The sequence below is a fragment of the Flavobacterium sp. KACC 22763 genome (assembly GCF_028736155.1).
Classification (GTDB): Bacteria; Bacteroidota; Bacteroidia; order Flavobacteriales; family Flavobacteriaceae; genus Flavobacterium.
In genome coordinates, this window is sequence record NZ_CP117879.1 from 5,093,131 (window position 1) to 5,108,594 (window position 15,464).

The following is a 15,464-nucleotide window of genomic DNA, read 5'->3' on the forward strand; positions in this document are numbered from 1 at the left end:
ATTCCAAATTCCAAATTCCAAATTCTAAATAGAAATCTCAAAATAGAAAATTCCAAATTCCAAAGGTTAAGTCTTGGAATTTGGAATTTTCATTTTTTGGAATTTGAAAAAAATTATAGGTTGATTTTTTCGAAGAAAGTGCTTTTATAGCTTTCGCTGATAGGAATTCTTTTGTCGCTTATTAATACCTTGTTTTTCTGAATCGATTTTACATGTTTGATATTGATAATATACGATCTGTGAATTCTTGCAAAACCTTTGCTTGAAAGCAGATTTTCAAGTTTGATTAAGCTAATTAAAGTCAGTGTAAATTTATTATCTGTAGTGTAAATTTTGACATAATCTTTAAGGCCTTCAATAAAAAGAATATCGGCAAAATTTAATTTTACATTTTCATATTCAGCGCGAACAAACATAAAATCCTGTTCGATTTCTGGTGTATTATTGCTTTCTGTAAGTGCTTGAGTTGACACAGGCTGTAAAACTTGCTGAGCGCGAACTACAGCTTTTAAAAAGCGATGAAACGGAATTGGTTTTACTAAATAATCAACTGCTCCAAGATTAAATCCTTCTACAGCATAATCAGAATAAGCGGTCGTAAAAATAACCAGAGGTTTTTTCTCTATAGTGTTTAAAAAATCAATTCCAGAAAAATGAGGCATCTGAATATCCAGAAAAATCAAATCAACATTATTCTGATTGATAAACGAAACGGCATCAATAGCATTATTGAAAGTGCTAATCAGCTCCAAAGTATCAACTTTTTTGACAAAATCCTGTAGTAGTTCAACAGCCAAAGGTTCGTCATCAATAATTACACATTTCATCTTTTCTGAATTAGTTTTTTAAAATTTATTTTGCATTCAAAAGTAGTTTGAAACCAGTAAATTAAGTTTTAAAATTTTCATAAAATACTGGTTTTTACAAATCAACATTATGCGTTAACGGTTATCGTTTTTGTAAGCGTATAACCATCTGTTAAGTTTCCTGTAAGTGTAGCAAGTTCATCGGCTAGACTATCGGAAAAAACATTGTCTTTTGCATTTGCAGTATCTGCCTGTCCATGCGCTACATAATTGGTACTTGAATAAACCTGACTCGAAATGGTTTCTGGAAACGCAATCTGAGTTACAAGTAATGAAATGCCTGTACTTGATAAAATTTCTACATGCACGTGTGGAGCTCTTCCTTGATACCAGCCAGGATAAATTGAAATAAAAGAAACTTCTCCATTAGTGTTTGAAGTCTGTCTTCCTCTTAAGAAATGAACAGAAGTGTAATCGGTTTGCTGCATTTGCGTGCCACCATATTCAGAATAATTTCCGTCTTTGTCACAATGCCAAACATCTACTAAAACTCCCGAAAGAGGTTCGCAATTATTCTTTTTGTTTTCGATTTTTAAATTAATCAATAACGCAATTCCAACACGGTCAGATTTGATGTTTTCTAAAACCAATTGACTCGGCGTTTTAATAGGGAACGGACCTTTTGTTTCTGAAGGAGAAACCATGCAGCTTCCGTCTCCAGAATTGCTTGATTCGGTATCATCGTTGTCACTTTTAGAACAAGATTCTAAAAATTTTGAAGCGCTTGCCAATGAAGCAATGCCCAAAATACCATTTCGGATGAATTTTTTTCTGTCCATAATCAGTTTTCTTTAGTGTATTGCGGTTTTAATTTCGTCTAATTTTAAATTCAAATGAACTCGGTAATAATTATCATCTTGTGTGATGGTAAGTTCGTGTGCGTTTGGATATAGAAGATCAAGACGGTTTTGGATATTTACCAATCCAATTCCTGAATTTTCAGGATCTTTCACGTAATTTTCAATGGTATTTTCAATCCAAAAGTCAAGATTGTGATCTGTAATTAGAATCTTGATTTTTACGTGAGCAGCGCCTTTATAATCAGTCCCATATTTAAAAGCATTTTCTACAAAAGAAATCAATAGTAAAGGCTCAATAAACTTGTTTTTAGTATCACCATGAACATTGATTACAATGTCTTCAATATTGTTTAATCGCAGTTTTTGCAATTCAATATAATTCTGAATATAATTGACCTCTTTTTCTAAAGCCACCGTTTTGTTGTCGGTCTCATACAGCATATACCGCATAAGCTCAGACAAGGTTACGATGGCATCAGGGACCAAATCAGATTTTTTGTGTGCGAGAGAATAAATACTGTTTAAGGAATTAAATAAAAAATGCGGATTGGTTTGTTTGCGCAAATAAATCAATTCGGTATTTGTTCGATGAGTCTCGGCAATCAGTTTATTTTGCTGATTATTATAAAATTCAGTCAATGTTCTAATAATGGCTGAGATCGTAATAATCAGAATATAGAAAAATGAAGGAGCAATTTTAAAAAAAAGTGGCTGTCTCATTTCTATTCTATGATGCATTTTACCATCTCTTGGTAAAAAATGGGGATCGCGAATAATGGTTTCAGAATGCATCATTTTCTCAGGCCTTAAATGTCTAAATTCAGGAACAAAATAATTTAATCGTATTGCCATAAATAGTGCAATCAGACCAATAGCAAATGCGCCGTAGAGCCAATATTTTTTTTGCAGCAGATAATTTGGAACCAAATAAAAATAGTTCAGATAAAACAATAAAATTCCAGAAAGCCATTGGGCATAAAAATCGTTGTCTAGCTTAAATGGACTTTCGTAAAATTGAATTAGAGAAGTCAAAATAAAGAAAATCCATATCATAAAATGGAATAGTATTTTGTTGTAGCCTGTATTTTTAATGGTATCGATCTGCATTTACAATTTTATTTTTAATAAAATTAGTTCATTTTTGGTTACCGTTGGAGATAAGTTTTGTTTGAGTTTCTGCTTTACTAGAGCAGCAACTTTCAAAGCATCGCTCTCTGTATCAAAACTTTTAGTGTCACTTATCACGGGAATGATAGACTGTTTAATTACAATTTTTTCTTTGTAAGCTATCGTATAGCCCCATCCAGAATTTGTTTTAAAAGACGCGGTTGTTAAAGCTTCTTTTTTTGCGCAGGCAATAAAAAGTAAAAGAAGTGCAAAAACAATTAAATTCTTCTGGCGTAATGCCCAGAAGAATTTTTTAATTTTAGTTATCATCATCGCTTTGTTCGTCTAATGGCTTGAATTCCCAAGCATCGTCAAAGTAAGTAGAACCAACTCTTCCTAGCATATAGAAACCGCGGTTATTGATTGAGAAACCAACAGCATCAGTTCTTGTAGCGCCTTCCATCGGAGTTCTTTCTGTCCATAAATCAGTTGATGGATTATACTCCCAAACTGTTTTGATATTTTCACCTCCTACAACATATCCTAAGCCATTCATAGAAAAACTCGAAGCATTAGAACGTACAATAGCATAATCGTCATTGTAGCTGTAATCATCATCTGTATCTTTATCGATATCACGTTTTCTTGTCCAAACATCTGTTGCTGGATCAAATTCCCAGAAATCTTCTTGATAAACGCCGTTGTTCACGCCCGTTACCAAATACGCTTTGTCTGCAATTGTAAACACAGTCGCATTACGTCTTTTGTTACCGCTGAAGCCATTTACAAGAGTCCAAGTATTGGCCTGATCATCGTACTGATAAAAATCTTTTAAATAATTTCCGTCATAACCTGTTCCAAAATACGCTTTGCCACCAACCTGGAAACCTACGGCAGCGTAACGAGCTGTTCCTGCAAAATCTGTTTTTTGTGTCCAGCTGTTTGCAGAAGGATCGTATTGGTAAAAGTCTTTCAGTTTGTTTGTTCCATCATAACCAAGACCTACATATCCTTTGTCATTTAGTGTAAAACTAGAAGCAGAACTTCTTCCAATACCACCAAAATCAGCTTTCTGTTCCCAATAATCTCCATTAGAGTTGTAAACCCATAAATCTTTTAAATAAACATCGCCTGTATAGCCGCCAACTACATAAGCATAATCTCCAATAACAAAACTTGTGGCACTAGATCTTGCAGGGCCATCAAAGGCCGATTTTTTAATCCAGTTTCCTACCAAATCATCGTCGTCATCGTCATTGCTGCAGCTTATAAAAAAGAGGCTTGAAAAAAGCGCTGCGAATAAAATTCCTTTTTTTAGATTAATCATAGTGTATTTAATATTTATTGTTTGTATTTGATCCCTATTCCTAAAACGTAGCCATTTCCAGTATTATAGTCGTATGCTTTATGGTCATTGCTGTCTATTAAATTGTATTTTTTGTTGAAATCATAACCGCCTTTAAAATTTAAAAACCAATTGCCACCAACATTTCTTTCGTATTCTAAAGCCGAAGTCATTTGTGATAAAATGGCTTTTTCGGCATTGTCATCTGCACTGGATGTTTCGTCTAAATGATAAAAGTTTCCATTAAAACTATTTGTCAGACTGAATTTATTTCGATCATTATTGGAATACGAAATTTTCGAATCTGGGAATCCTATTCTAAAATTGGTTTTTTCATTCATTTTATAATCAAAAGCAACAATCGGTGTAATCTTAGGTGCTCCAAAAATTGATGTTCGTCCAGCACCAGCAGTTACACTCAGTTTTGAACTAATCTGCTGACTGATTTCTAAACTTCCTAAAACAGTAACATCTGAAAAATCCAGTTTACTCTGAAAATTTGCCGTTGGAATAACTGAAAGCTTCCATTTTGTCTTTTCTGCTATTTCAGATGAATATTCAAACTTGTTTTGAACTTGGTTGAATTTGTCCTGATCGGCATAAAAATTATAGGGATTCAATTCGTAATTCACTTTCAGATTAGAATATTCTAACGTGTTCGCTATCTTGCTTTTTGTTCCTAGTTTTTTCTGATAAAAAATAGCAATGTTTGTTTCGCTAAAATTTATCTTTTCTGTTGGCTCAGTTTTGAAATTAATAGCTGCGCTAAAATTTTCCTGAGCTTTTAAACCTAAAAATGAAATCAAAAAAAGAAAACAAATTAAAAACCTTACTTTCATTATTTATTTTATTGGCTCAAAATTAGACGGATGATGCCCTTAAAAAAAAGAAGATATATATATGACGTGTTTTGATAGACAAAATCGTCGTTTTTACGGTCGAATTAAAATTTTAGAATAGAATTTAGGTTGTAGACTGTTTTGTGCAGTCTGTAGCTTAAAAAAGCTTGATAGTATATGTTATAGTGTGTCGCCAAAGTGTGCAATTTATATTTGCTCAAAAATTAGATTATGCACAAGTTTATATTGATACTGCTTTTTGTACTGACCTTATTTTCATGTGGTACAGACACAGACACTGGAGAATTTACTGTTGGGTCAGATTATTTGGCTTTGAGCAATAAAGTGATTATGATTGATACGGTGACAGTCAATATGTCGACAATTAATTTTGATTCACTGGCAACTTCTAACCGAGGAAGAATTCTGATAGGAAATTACGATGATCCTATTTTCGGAAAAGTAAAATCAGATAGCTATTTTCAGCTTTCTACTAGTAATTATGCTTTGTCTAGCGTAGGTTCAGATACAGAATCGGTGAATTATGTGTTTGACTCTATTTCTATGATTCTTAAATACGACAAATATTATTACGGAGATACTACAAGAGTCCAGACATTCAATATTTATAGATTAACTCAAAAAGTTAAGCCAAACAAAGATGATAATAATTTCTATAATAATTCAACGCTGACTTATAGTTCAGAAAGTTTGGGTAAAATATCTTATAAACCAAGACCGAAGGAAAAAGATTCGATTAATATTCAAATGAGTAAAGAATTTGGTGAGGCTCTTTTTCAAAAAATAAAGAAAAGAGAGGTTACAGATTTTGACAGCTTTACAGAATATCTGAAGGGATTTGTATTGGTTCCAGAAAATTCAAGTTCTTCCAATGTTATCGGATTTAGTGCTTCTGAAAGTAAGGTTCGATTATATTATTCGAAGTATCAAACAGACAATGAAACTCCACTTATTATCGATTTTTCAATTTTAGATGCCACTAAGCAGTTTAATTCTATTTCGCTCGATAAAACAGGAACGATACTGCAAAATCTACCGGTATCCACGGGCACACTATCCAGCACATTACTCAATAATCAGGGATTTATACAATCTGGAACTGGAGTTGCTTGTCGGATCGATTTTCCTAACATAAAACAGTTTAAGAATATTTCGGCAAATGGTGCCATAGTAGATGCAGAATTAATTCTTAAACCGGTCAATAATACTTATTCGGAAAAATATCCTTTAGCAGATTCGCTAACTGTTTATGTGGGAGATAATTTAAATAGAATAAGTGGAACACTTCTAAATGCTGCAGGCTCCTCGGTTTATGGAAAGCTGAGCAAAAGCAGTGATGAATTTAATGAAAATGTAGGGTATTCCATTCCGATCGGAAACTTTCTTCAGAAAGAAATGCTAAAACAATCTGATTCAAGGTCATCACTTATTTTGACATTGCCAGGGATTGCACAATCTGTTGATAGAATCGTTTTCGGCAATCAAAAACATGTCAACAATAAAATTCAGCTGAAAATTTATTACATCTCTTATTAAATGAAAAATAAAATTGTTCTTTGGAGCTGCTTCCTTTTAATGTGGCTGACTTCGTTTTCTCAAAGTATTTCAAGCTCTCCATATTCACTTTATGGCGTAGGAAGTTTGTATGATTCAGATTTTGGTTATCTGTCTTCAATTGGCGGTTCAGGAATTGCTTTGCCTTCAGATACTTTTATCAATAATTTGAATCCAGCTTCTTTAGGATTCATGTATCAGAATCATTTTCTTTTTGATATCGGAGGGAAAGCTATTGCAACAACTTACCAGAGCAGTAATCGTACAGAGAAGCGAAATAATTTTCAGTTTTCTCATTTGGCTTTTGCTTTTCCTGTTTCTAAAAATTCTGGTTTTAGTTTAGCACTTCGTCCATATTCTAGTTCAGTGTTTAAAATTTCTAATTTGAAACTTCCAATCGCAGACAGTCAGGAATATTATTATGTTACAGCACAAGGTTCGGGAGGTTTAAATAATTTAGATTTTTCTTATGGGTATCGATTTGGAAAAAAATTGACAGTAGGAGCAACAGGAACAGTACTTTTTGGAAATACGGTTGATGACCGTGCTTTTTTAATTTCGAATGCTATTACTACCATTCATAAGCAAACAGATTATAGAGGTGTTCGTGCAACATTAGGAGCTCAATTTAAAATAGATTCTACATTTACAATAGGAACGACATTCAAAGTTCCCACTAGAATAAATGCTTCCAAAATACAATCGGTAACGAGTATTGCAGATGAGGTAGTATCTTCTATAGAAACCGATAAAGCTTCAGATACCGACGATTATTATATGCCTTTAGAAATTGGTTTTGGAGCCAGCAAGCGATTTAAAAATAATCTGAATGTGACTTTAGATTACGAAAAAAGCTTCTGGGGAAACACTAATCAATCTGAACTTTATGGAAAATTTGTAAATCAAGATCGTTTTGCACTAGGATTAACTTATAGTGCCAATAAGAATGTTAGAAGATATTGGGATAGAGTGGGGTATGCGGCAGGTGTGAATTTTGATAATGGTTATCTGGAAATTGACAAACAGCGCGTAAATAGTGCATCTATTTCTGTTGGATTAAATCTGCCAATTGATAACACGTTTTCGTCACTTAATATTTCTTATTCTTACGGGCAGAAAGGCAGAATCGCAAATGATTTAATAAAAGAAAATTACCATAAAATATCACTCAACCTATCGTTGGACGGAATTTGGTTCGTCAAGCGAAAGTTTGAATAATAATTTAAAAATCTTTTATTATTACTGGATATTTATATTCTAATATTGACTCTAAAACTTTAGGGTTAGAATTAGCATAAAATATAGGTTCAGTATCTGTGCTTTCAGAAAAGCCAACTTTTTCTTTGAGCAGATTTTTAGTTTGGCGTGCCACAGCTTCTCCTGAATCTATTATTTTAATATGATCTGGGAGAATTTTTTTTATTTGAGGAATCAGATAAGGGTAGTGGCTGCATCCTAAAACTAAGTAATCGATATTAGCTTCAATCATAGGCTGAAGATATGACTCTAGCAATTGTGTCATTTCTGGTGAGTACAAATTGCCATCTTCAATCAGTTGTACAAGTCCGTGTCCAACCTGCTCAATGATTTTAGTATTATGAAACATCTCGGCAGTTTTGTTAAACAACTCACTGTTAAGCGTTCCTTTTGTCGCTAGAATTCCGATAACCTGAGTTTTAGAATTATTTGCCGCTGGTTTGATAGCGGGCTCAATTCCAACAAACGGAATATCATAATCTGCACGCAGTTCGACTATAGCATTTGTTGTAGCGGTATTGCAAGCAACAACTATAAGTTTGCAATTATTCTCTAGTAAAAACTCTACGTTTTTTTTGCTTAATGCAACAATCTCTTCTTTGCTTCTTTGGCCATACGGCGCATTTTTATTGTCAGCCAGATAAATGGTTTTTTCGTTTGGAAGAAGTTCATGAATGGCGCTCCAGATGGAAGTTCCACCAATACCAGAATCAAAAACGCCTATAGGATTATTGTTTATCATAAAGCAAATTTACTATTTTTTAATAAAAATTCGATATTCTAAGTTAAGTGAAATCTTGAAATAATACCAAAAATTAGGTTTAATTTTTTGTAAAAAAAAACTGCTCAAATTATATAAATTGAGCAGTTTGAATTATGAGATTTAATTTCTTAGAATCCTAAATCTTTTTTAACGTCAGCAGTGATGTTTGGACCATCAGCTAATAATAAAGTAGAACCATCTAAAACGTATTGGAAACCTTTAGCTTTTCCAACTTTTTGGATAGAAGCTCTTACTTTTTCCATTAATGGTTTTACGATATCAGTTTCTTTTTGTTGTAATTCTTTTTGAGCATTGTCTCTGTAATCAACAATTCTCTTTTGCATATCTTGAACTTCTTTAGAACGCTCACCGTTTACAGCATCTGTTACAGTTGCAGCTTCAGCTTCATACTTTTTAATTTTCACTTGATATTCGTCAACCATTTTTTTGTATTCAGCATCGTATGTACCACTTAATTTTTGCAGTTGATTTTGAGCATCTAGCATAGCAGGCATTTTCGACATGATCTCGCTTACATCAACATGAGCTACCTTCGCTTGCGCGTTCATTGTGTTACTTGCTCCTAAAATAAGAATTGCAGCAATTAGTAAAGTTTTGATTTGTTTCATCATTTTTAAAATATTAATTAATTATTGGTCGTATTTGCTTTTTGTGTTTCGGCTTCTTTTGCTTTTTTAGCCGCTTCTCTTTCTTCTAAAATTTTCTTTCTTCTTTCTTCCAATTCTTTTTTACGCTGTTCGTAAAGTAATTGTCTTTCCTCTGCTTTTGTCATTGTAGGCTGCTCAGTGGTCGGTGTTGCTCCCGTGGCTGGCGCTGCCGTTTTAGCTGTTGAACTTGTTTTAGCAGCATCTGTCGCTGTTGCTGCGGCAGGAACTGTTGTTGCAGGAACTGTTCCAGAAACCGTGCCATTCTTTTTAGCGTCTCTTTCTGCTTGCAGTGCTTTTCTTCGATCCTCGTATTCTTTTCTCTTAGCGTCCTGCTCTAATTTTCTATCCTGAATTAGTTTCTCTCTGGCAGCTCTTTTTTCGTCAAGTGCTTTTTGGCGGTCGGCCATTGCTGGATTCTCGTCAATTGCATTTTCAATATTCTCTTTAGCCTCTTGCTCTTTCAACTGTTTTTTTGTCAGCTGCTCACGTTTTTCAGTTCGGTTTAAAATTCTTAAGACCTGATCGCTAATGTCAAATCTTTTATTGCTGAAAAGCATGGTAAGATCTGATGATTTATCAAAAACAAAATCATAATTTTTTGCTTCGGCTATATCTTGCACAGCAGTAAAAACCTGATCTTGTATTGGCTTAGCCAACGCTGCTTTTTGTCTCATTAGATTTCCATCAGAACCAAATTGTTTCTGTTGATAATCCATCATTTCTTGTTCAAGAAACTTAATTTCTGTTTCTCTTTCTTCTATTAATTCCTTTGTAAGTAAAGCTTTTTCTGTTTTTAAGCTTTCTTTCAAATTATTTATATTTAATTTTTTGGCTTCAACTTCTTGTTTCCACTTTTGAGCTTTTTGCTCTAATTGTGATTTAGCTTCTTTATAATCGGAAACATTTTCTAAAATATATTCCATGTCGATGTAGCCAATTCGAGTAGTCTTTCCTTGCGCCTGACTTGTATTTGCTACAATCAAGGCTAAAAATATAAATAAAAATTGTTTTCTCATAACATAACTTTATTTGATGATTTTTAACCAAACGTTATTTCTCTAAAATTGTTGTCCAATGATAAAGTGTGTTTCCCAACCATTAGCTTTTGTTTGTCCTGGAAGAGCGTCAAATCCGTAACCAAAGTCAATACCCAATAATCCAAATGCAGGCATGAATACACGTAAACCAGCACCAGCGGAACGATTTAAATCAAATGGGTTGTAATCTTTGAACGTTGGATAAGAAGAACCTGCTTCTAAGAACGTTAAGGCAAAAATAGATGCCGATGCTTTCAATGTAATTGGATAACGTAATTCCATAGAGAATTTATTGTAAATCGTTGCTCCAATTGCATCACCATTTGCATTTACAGGAGTCAAAGAGTTGTTTGGATAACCTCTCAACTGAATTGTCTCTCTACCGTCCATTGAGTAGTTTGCCATACCATCACCACCTAAATAAAAACGCTCAAACGGAATTACACCTCTTTCTTGGTTATAAGCTCCTAAGAAACCAAATTCTGTAAGAGTTCTTAATACTAGTTTTCCATAAACTTTAGTATACCAGTCTCCTTTAAATTTAACTTTATAATATTCTAACCAGTTGTATTTTTTCTGATCGACTTTTGCTACATCTGTATCGGCGCTTGCATAATCAGATCCTACACTTGTAATTTTTCCTGAACTATCAGTTTTATAATAATCACCATTATTAAGAGGCTGACCATAATCATCTGATCTACTTTCACCAGTATATTGTGTTTTATATTCTTTTTGGTTTTTCAAATCACCATAATCAATACCGTTAAATAATGAATATGGAGGTGTAACTTTTGCAGTAATACTAAATTCTGAACCATAAGTTGGGAATATTGGGTTTACCCCTTTATTACTTCTTGAAAGTCCAATAGTATAAGCTAAGTTTCTTGATGCACCATTACCAAAAGTAAACAAACCAGTGTTATAATTGTTCAAGTCGTAGTGCTGATAACTTAAAGATTGTGATAATACAAAGTAGTCATCTGGCACTGTTAGTCTTTTTGCTAGACCAACTTGAACTGTAAAAATATTAAAACTTTTGCTTTTATCAACAGTTCTGGTGATGTAATTGTTAAGAAATTGCTTACTGTATGAAATAGATGAACTAAATTGTACAGGTTTTTTCCCTCCAAACCACGGTTCTGAGAAAGATAAACTATAGGTTTGGAAATAGGTACTTCCTTGCAAACGAAGTGCTACTTTTTGTCCATCTCCCATTGGTAAAGGCTTATAAGCTTCTTTGTCGAACAATTTACGTGCTGAGAAGTTGTTAAACGAAAGCCCCAATGTACCAATGAAACCTCCACCGCCATAACCTCCTTGAAGCTCGACCTGGCTAGATCCTTTTTCTACTACATTATATTCAATATCAACTGTTCCAGCTCCAGCATCTACATTTTTAAATTTAGGATCGATTGCCTCAGGATCAAAGAAACCTAACTGTCCAATCTCACGAATCGTTCTAACTAATTGTTCTTTACTATATTTTTCTCCTGGTTTAGTTCTTAACTCACGGTAAATAACATGGTCATTTGTTTTGTCGTTTCCAACAACAGTGATTTTGTTGAAATAAGCGATAGGACCTTCAGTTACTCTAATCTCAAAATCGATAGTATCGTTAACTGTTTTTACCTCTACAGCATTAATGTTCGAGAACAAATAACCATTGTTTTGGTATAAGTTGGTGATATCTTCTGCATCTGGTTTAGACTTATCAGCAATTCTTTTTTCTAATAAAACTCCGTTGTAGGTTTCACCTTTTTTGATTCCTAAATAACGGCTTAATAGCTGATCTGAATAGACTGTATTACCTAAGAATTTAATATTTCCGAAGTAATATTTATTTCCTTCTTCTACATTAATTTTAATTGCAAGCGCATTCTTTTGCTTGTTATATTGTACAGAATCGTAAATAATACGGGCGTCTCGATATCCTTTTTCTTTGTAGGCTGCGATTACTTTTTCTAAATCAGTTTTGTATTTCTCTGGAATAAATTTAGAAGCTTTAAATACACGAATGAAATTCTTCTGTTTTGTATCTTTCATTGCAGCACGTAACTGGGTATCTGTAAGTTGCTTGTTTCCTGTGAAATCAATACTGCTGATTTTTACCTTGTCTCCTTTGTCTATTCTGATAAGCATATTAACTTGATGCCCATTAATAGTATCAGGTGTGTTTGTAATAGTAACTTTTGTATTATAAAAACCTTCTTTTTTATATTTGTTTTCGATATAATTTTTAGTGGTTGTAATTAAGTTCTCATTGACAATTTTGTTCTTTGTCAAGTTGTTATCCTTAATTAGGGCTTCGACTTTACTTTTCTTAACACCAACAATTTTAACCTCATTTAATTTAGGAAGCTCAACGATATCTAAGTCTAAATAGATACTGTCATTCTCTACCTTATTAATGTAGAAAGCGATCTCATCAAAAAGTCCCAGTTTTCCTAATTTTTTAATTGCGCTGCTTATTTCTTCTCCAGGTACAGTAATTTCTTGGCCTTTTTGAAGTCCTGAAAAGGTAACAACGGTCTGTTCATTGAAGCTTATTTTACCAACAACAGAAACTTTAGCTAGAATATATTTTTTCCCTTGATCAAAAGGAACTCTTTCTTGTGCTTTAATTTGAGAAAAACTACCCAAAAGTAAAAGGGTAAAGACTATTTGTATTTTTTTTTGCAACACTAAAAAATTATTTAATTTGTTCACTGGTTTTTCCAAATCTACGTTCTCTTTTTTGATAACTAATAATAGCCTCATATAAATCTTGGTCTTTAAAGTCTGGCCACAAGACATTAGTAAAATATAATTCTGCATAGGCAATTTGCCACAGCAAAAAATTACTTATTCTATGTTCTCCACTTGTTCGTATTAATAAATCTACGTCTGGTAAATTTTGCGTGTAAAGATGCTCATTTATAATTGAATCGTCAATAGTGTCTATTGAAATTATATTATTTTTAACTTTATCACTAATTGCTTTTACAGCATTTACCAGTTCCTCTCTGGAGCCATAACTTAAAGCGAGGGTAAGGGTTAAGCGAGTATTATTTTTAGTTTTTTCCATAACATCCAAAAGTTCTTTTTGGGCTGTTTTTGGTAATTTATCAAGATTTCCAATTGCATTAAGTCTGATATTGTTTTCTTGAAGGGTAACAAGTTCTTTTTTTAATGAATTGATCAATATTTTCATTAATGCCTGAACCTCCAATTTTGGTCGATTCCAATTTTCTGTAGAAAAAGCATATAGGGTTAAATACTCAATTCCAAGTTTGGCTGAGGTTTTAATGATTTCTTTTACAGATTTTGTTCCATTTTCATGGCCAAACGCGCGTAAAAAGCCTTGTTGTTTTGCCCAGCGTCCGTTGCCGTCCATGATAATGGCAAGGTGTTTAGGTAAGTTTGTGTGATCTATTGATTCTATTAAATTCATTTTTAGTATGCGCAATAGCATGGTTTTTTTCCAAAGGTATACGTTAAAGTAAGACCTGAGAAAACATACCAGTCATTATTATTTAAATTTCCAAATTTTAAGATATTTGGATTACTTGTATTAGGGTTGCTCCCGTCAATATTGTCTGTAAAGGTGTAACGTGCTCCAACTTCAGCAGCAAGTATAAAGCGTGGCGATATATTTGATTTTACACCTAATATAATAGGTATCGCTACTGAACTGCGATTTTTTTGAGTGTATATTACATTTGGGCTTGTAGTATATCTGTATAAGTTGTCAAAAACAAAGTAGCTTAAACCTGTAAAAACATAAGGACTTACTTTGGTATGGTAATCATGCAGATTAAAATCGAAAAAATTGAATTCAAGCCCCGCTGAAAGCTCTTTAATGTCATTGTCAAAACGATAGCCTCTTTGATTTCTTCCGGTCTCATCAGATTTTAAATCATTTCCACTAATGTTTGATTGTGTATAAGAAAATCTCCATGAGTGCCTCGGACTTCTATTCCATTTGTAAAGAATACCAAAAGCTGGTTTTTCTGGGGAGATGTAAGTTGTTTTTCCAACATCGCCTACAAAGTTACTTCCGCCAAAAAAAACACCAATCTCGTTTATCTGAGCATTTAGTGTAATAAGAGGGAAAAAACATAACAATAAATTAAAAATTTTCTTCATTTAATTCAAAATTGCGTGCAAATATAATAATTATCGATACGAATCAAAGTTCCTTTAGTTAAATGTGCTTTTTTTTCATTTTATGTTATGATTTTGAGCCATTTAATGATGATTCACTACATGCAGAACGAGAAAATGTGGTATTATCGTATAGTGAAGAATCAGAAAAGAGTTTAATTTCTTTTATCTTCTCCCCAGAGCAGTTTGTTTCTTAAAGTCTTCAAGAAAGTTTCGCCTGGTATTTCAACCATTTTAATTTTGTAATCTGTTTTTTTTATTTTTAAAATAGACTCATTTTTTACAGAAGAAGTTCTAGAGTCTAAAGAAACCAAATACTGATCTTCTCTTCCTGATACGCGTAAAGTAATTTCCGTATCGTCTGGAATAACAAGCGGTCTGGCGGTTAAATTATGCGGTGCAATTGGCGTGATAACTAAACTTTTGACATCTGGTGTTAAAATTGGTCCGCCACAGCTTAAAGAATATCCAGTAGATCCTGTTGGTGTTGAAATGATTAAGCCGTCTGCCCAATAAGAATTTAGATATTCATTATTTAAATACGTTTCTACAGTAATCATCGAAGTTGTATCTTTTCTGCTTACCGTAACCTCATTCATTGCAAAATTAAGTTCTTCAAAAGCTTTATTGTATGGCTCGCAAGTTAAGCCTAATAAGGTTCTTTCAGAAGTAGTATAATTTTGGCTAATGACATATTGAAGTAAAATATCAATGTTTTCTTTCTGAACTTTAGCTAAAAAGCCTAATCTTCCAGCATTGATTCCCAATAAAGGAACGCCAGAATTACGAACAAAAGCAGCAGCTCTTAAAATTGTACCGTCACCTCCAATGCTAATGAGCATTTCGAAACTATTGTCTAAAGCAGTATTTGGAGAAAAAGTGGTGTATTCTTTTTTTACAAGCTGTTTTTCATAAAGCATGTTCAAGAAATTTTCTTCAATTACCATTTCGACATTGTTGGCATTGAAGAAATTGAAAATGTCTTTTATAATGGGTTCAGTACTGTTCTGATAATATTGTCCGTAAATGGCTATTTTCATTCGTTGTTAAATTAAAGAATT

Annotated in this window: 15 protein-coding genes; 2 read left to right on the plus strand and 13 right to left on the minus strand. The window is 33.1% G+C overall.

Annotated elements, in window-relative coordinates; all coding sequences use genetic code 11:
• Window positions 1-113 precede the first annotated feature (113 nt).
• The 6 genes from PQ463_RS21390 to PQ463_RS21415 all read right to left on the minus strand — a co-directional run bounded on the left by PQ463_RS21390 (window position 114) and on the right by PQ463_RS21415 (window position 4,957).
• Window positions 114-827, minus strand: coding sequence for a LytR/AlgR family response regulator transcription factor (locus PQ463_RS21390; protein WP_274255397.1), 714 nt, complete (start codon window positions 825-827; stop codon window positions 114-116).
• Window positions 828-934: 107 nt separating this feature from the next.
• Window positions 935-1,645 (minus strand): dioxygenase family protein, encoded by a 711-nt coding sequence (locus tag PQ463_RS21395; protein WP_274255398.1) that lies wholly within the window; start codon window positions 1,643-1,645, stop codon window positions 935-937.
• 12 nt (window positions 1,646-1,657) lie between these two features.
• Window positions 1,658-2,773 (minus strand): sensor histidine kinase, encoded by a 1,116-nt coding sequence (locus tag PQ463_RS21400; RefSeq protein ID WP_111376660.1) that lies wholly within the window; start codon window positions 2,771-2,773, stop codon window positions 1,658-1,660.
• A complete protein-coding gene (locus PQ463_RS21405) occupies window positions 2,774-3,106 on the minus strand; it encodes a DUF4907 domain-containing protein (RefSeq protein ID WP_274255400.1) in 333 nt (110 codons plus the stop codon).
• The gene (locus PQ463_RS21410) at window positions 3,093-4,100 is read right to left on the minus strand and encodes a Kelch repeat-containing protein (RefSeq protein WP_274255401.1); all 1,008 of its coding nucleotides are present in this window, start codon (window positions 4,098-4,100) and stop codon (window positions 3,093-3,095) included. Before PQ463_RS21410 ends, PQ463_RS21405 begins: the two co-directional genes overlap by 14 nt.
• Before the next feature lie 14 nt (window positions 4,101-4,114).
• The gene (locus PQ463_RS21415) at window positions 4,115-4,957 is read right to left on the minus strand and encodes a DUF6268 family outer membrane beta-barrel protein (protein ID WP_274255403.1); all 843 of its coding nucleotides are present in this window, start codon (window positions 4,955-4,957) and stop codon (window positions 4,115-4,117) included.
• A 231-nt stretch (window positions 4,958-5,188) separates the two neighbouring features.
• Between PQ463_RS21415 and PQ463_RS21420 the strand changes: the two genes are divergently transcribed.
• Window positions 5,189-6,514 (plus strand): DUF4270 family protein, encoded by a 1,326-nt coding sequence (locus PQ463_RS21420; protein ID WP_274255404.1) that lies wholly within the window; start codon window positions 5,189-5,191, stop codon window positions 6,512-6,514.
• Window positions 6,515-7,750 (plus strand): BamG family beta-barrel-assembly machinery protein, encoded by a 1,236-nt coding sequence (bamG, locus tag PQ463_RS21425; RefSeq protein ID WP_274255405.1) that lies wholly within the window; start codon window positions 6,515-6,517, stop codon window positions 7,748-7,750. It abuts the gene before it with no gap.
• Between the two features lie 4 nt (window positions 7,751-7,754).
• On the opposite strand, the gene murI is transcribed toward bamG, so the two are convergent.
• The 7 genes from murI to PQ463_RS21460 all read right to left on the minus strand — a co-directional run bounded on the left by murI (window position 7,755) and on the right by PQ463_RS21460 (window position 15,443).
• On the minus strand, window positions 7,755-8,531 hold the full coding sequence (murI, locus tag PQ463_RS21430; RefSeq protein ID WP_274255406.1) for a glutamate racemase: 777 nt from the start codon (window positions 8,529-8,531) through the stop codon (window positions 7,755-7,757).
• Window positions 8,532-8,680: 149 nt separating this feature from the next.
• Window positions 8,681-9,184 carry an OmpH/Skp family outer membrane protein gene (locus PQ463_RS21435; RefSeq protein WP_170830271.1) on the minus strand — a complete coding sequence of 168 codons (504 nt, stop codon included), beginning with the start codon at window positions 9,182-9,184 and terminating at the stop codon, window positions 8,681-8,683.
• A 14-nt stretch (window positions 9,185-9,198) separates the two neighbouring features.
• The gene (locus PQ463_RS21440; RefSeq protein WP_274255407.1) at window positions 9,199-10,236 is read right to left on the minus strand and encodes an OmpH/Skp family outer membrane protein; all 1,038 of its coding nucleotides are present in this window, start codon (window positions 10,234-10,236) and stop codon (window positions 9,199-9,201) included.
• 42 nt (window positions 10,237-10,278) lie between these two features.
• Window positions 10,279-13,017: an outer membrane protein assembly factor BamA gene (gene bamA / locus PQ463_RS21445; protein ID WP_274255408.1), complete on the minus strand. Its 2,739-nt coding sequence runs from the start codon at window positions 13,015-13,017 to the stop codon at window positions 10,279-10,281.
• Window positions 12,950-13,690 carry an undecaprenyl pyrophosphate synthase gene (gene uppS, locus PQ463_RS21450; RefSeq protein ID WP_111364908.1) on the minus strand — a complete coding sequence of 247 codons (741 nt, stop codon included), beginning with the start codon at window positions 13,688-13,690 and terminating at the stop codon, window positions 12,950-12,952. Before uppS ends, bamA begins: the two co-directional genes overlap by 68 nt.
• 2 nt (window positions 13,691-13,692) lie before the next feature.
• Complete coding sequence (porG, locus tag PQ463_RS21455) at window positions 13,693-14,385, minus strand: type IX secretion system protein PorG (RefSeq protein WP_274255409.1); 693 nt, start codon at window positions 14,383-14,385, stop codon at window positions 13,693-13,695.
• A gap of 173 nt (window positions 14,386-14,558) precedes the next feature.
• The gene (locus tag PQ463_RS21460) at window positions 14,559-15,443 is read right to left on the minus strand and encodes an NAD kinase (RefSeq protein WP_111422414.1); all 885 of its coding nucleotides are present in this window, start codon (window positions 15,441-15,443) and stop codon (window positions 14,559-14,561) included.
• Window positions 15,444-15,464: the final 21 nt, after the last annotated feature.

Coding starts and splice junctions, on each gene's coding strand:
- bamA (WP_274255408.1), bottom strand. CDS start 13,017: ATGAGGCTATTATTAGTTATCAAAAAAGAGAACGTAGATTTGGAAAAA.
- PQ463_RS21420 (WP_274255404.1), top strand. CDS start 5,189: ATGCACAAGTTTATATTGATACTGCTTTTTGTACTGACCTTATTTTCA.
- PQ463_RS21435 (WP_170830271.1), bottom strand. CDS start 9,184: ATGATGAAACAAATCAAAACTTTACTAATTGCTGCAATTCTTATTTTA.
- porG (WP_274255409.1), bottom strand. CDS start 14,385: ATGAAGAAAATTTTTAATTTATTGTTATGTTTTTTCCCTCTTATTACA.
- PQ463_RS21395 (WP_274255398.1), bottom strand. CDS start 1,645: ATGGACAGAAAAAAATTCATCCGAAATGGTATTTTGGGCATTGCTTCA.
- PQ463_RS21460 (WP_111422414.1), bottom strand. CDS start 15,443: ATGAAAATAGCCATTTACGGACAATATTATCAGAACAGTACTGAACCC.
- PQ463_RS21405 (WP_274255400.1), bottom strand. CDS start 3,106: ATGATGATAACTAAAATTAAAAAATTCTTCTGGGCATTACGCCAGAAG.
- PQ463_RS21440 (WP_274255407.1), bottom strand. CDS start 10,236: ATGAGAAAACAATTTTTATTTATATTTTTAGCCTTGATTGTAGCAAAT.
- PQ463_RS21410 (WP_274255401.1), bottom strand. CDS start 4,100: ATGATTAATCTAAAAAAAGGAATTTTATTCGCAGCGCTTTTTTCAAGC.
- murI (WP_274255406.1), bottom strand. CDS start 8,531: ATGATAAACAATAATCCTATAGGCGTTTTTGATTCTGGTATTGGTGGA.
- PQ463_RS21390 (WP_274255397.1), bottom strand. CDS start 827: ATGAAATGTGTAATTATTGATGACGAACCTTTGGCTGTTGAACTACTA.
- PQ463_RS21415 (WP_274255403.1), bottom strand. CDS start 4,957: ATGAAAGTAAGGTTTTTAATTTGTTTTCTTTTTTTGATTTCATTTTTA.
- PQ463_RS21400 (WP_111376660.1), bottom strand. CDS start 2,773: ATGCAGATCGATACCATTAAAAATACAGGCTACAACAAAATACTATTC.
- uppS (WP_111364908.1), bottom strand. CDS start 13,690: ATGAATTTAATAGAATCAATAGATCACACAAACTTACCTAAACACCTT.
- bamG (WP_274255405.1), top strand. CDS start 6,515: ATGAAAAATAAAATTGTTCTTTGGAGCTGCTTCCTTTTAATGTGGCTG.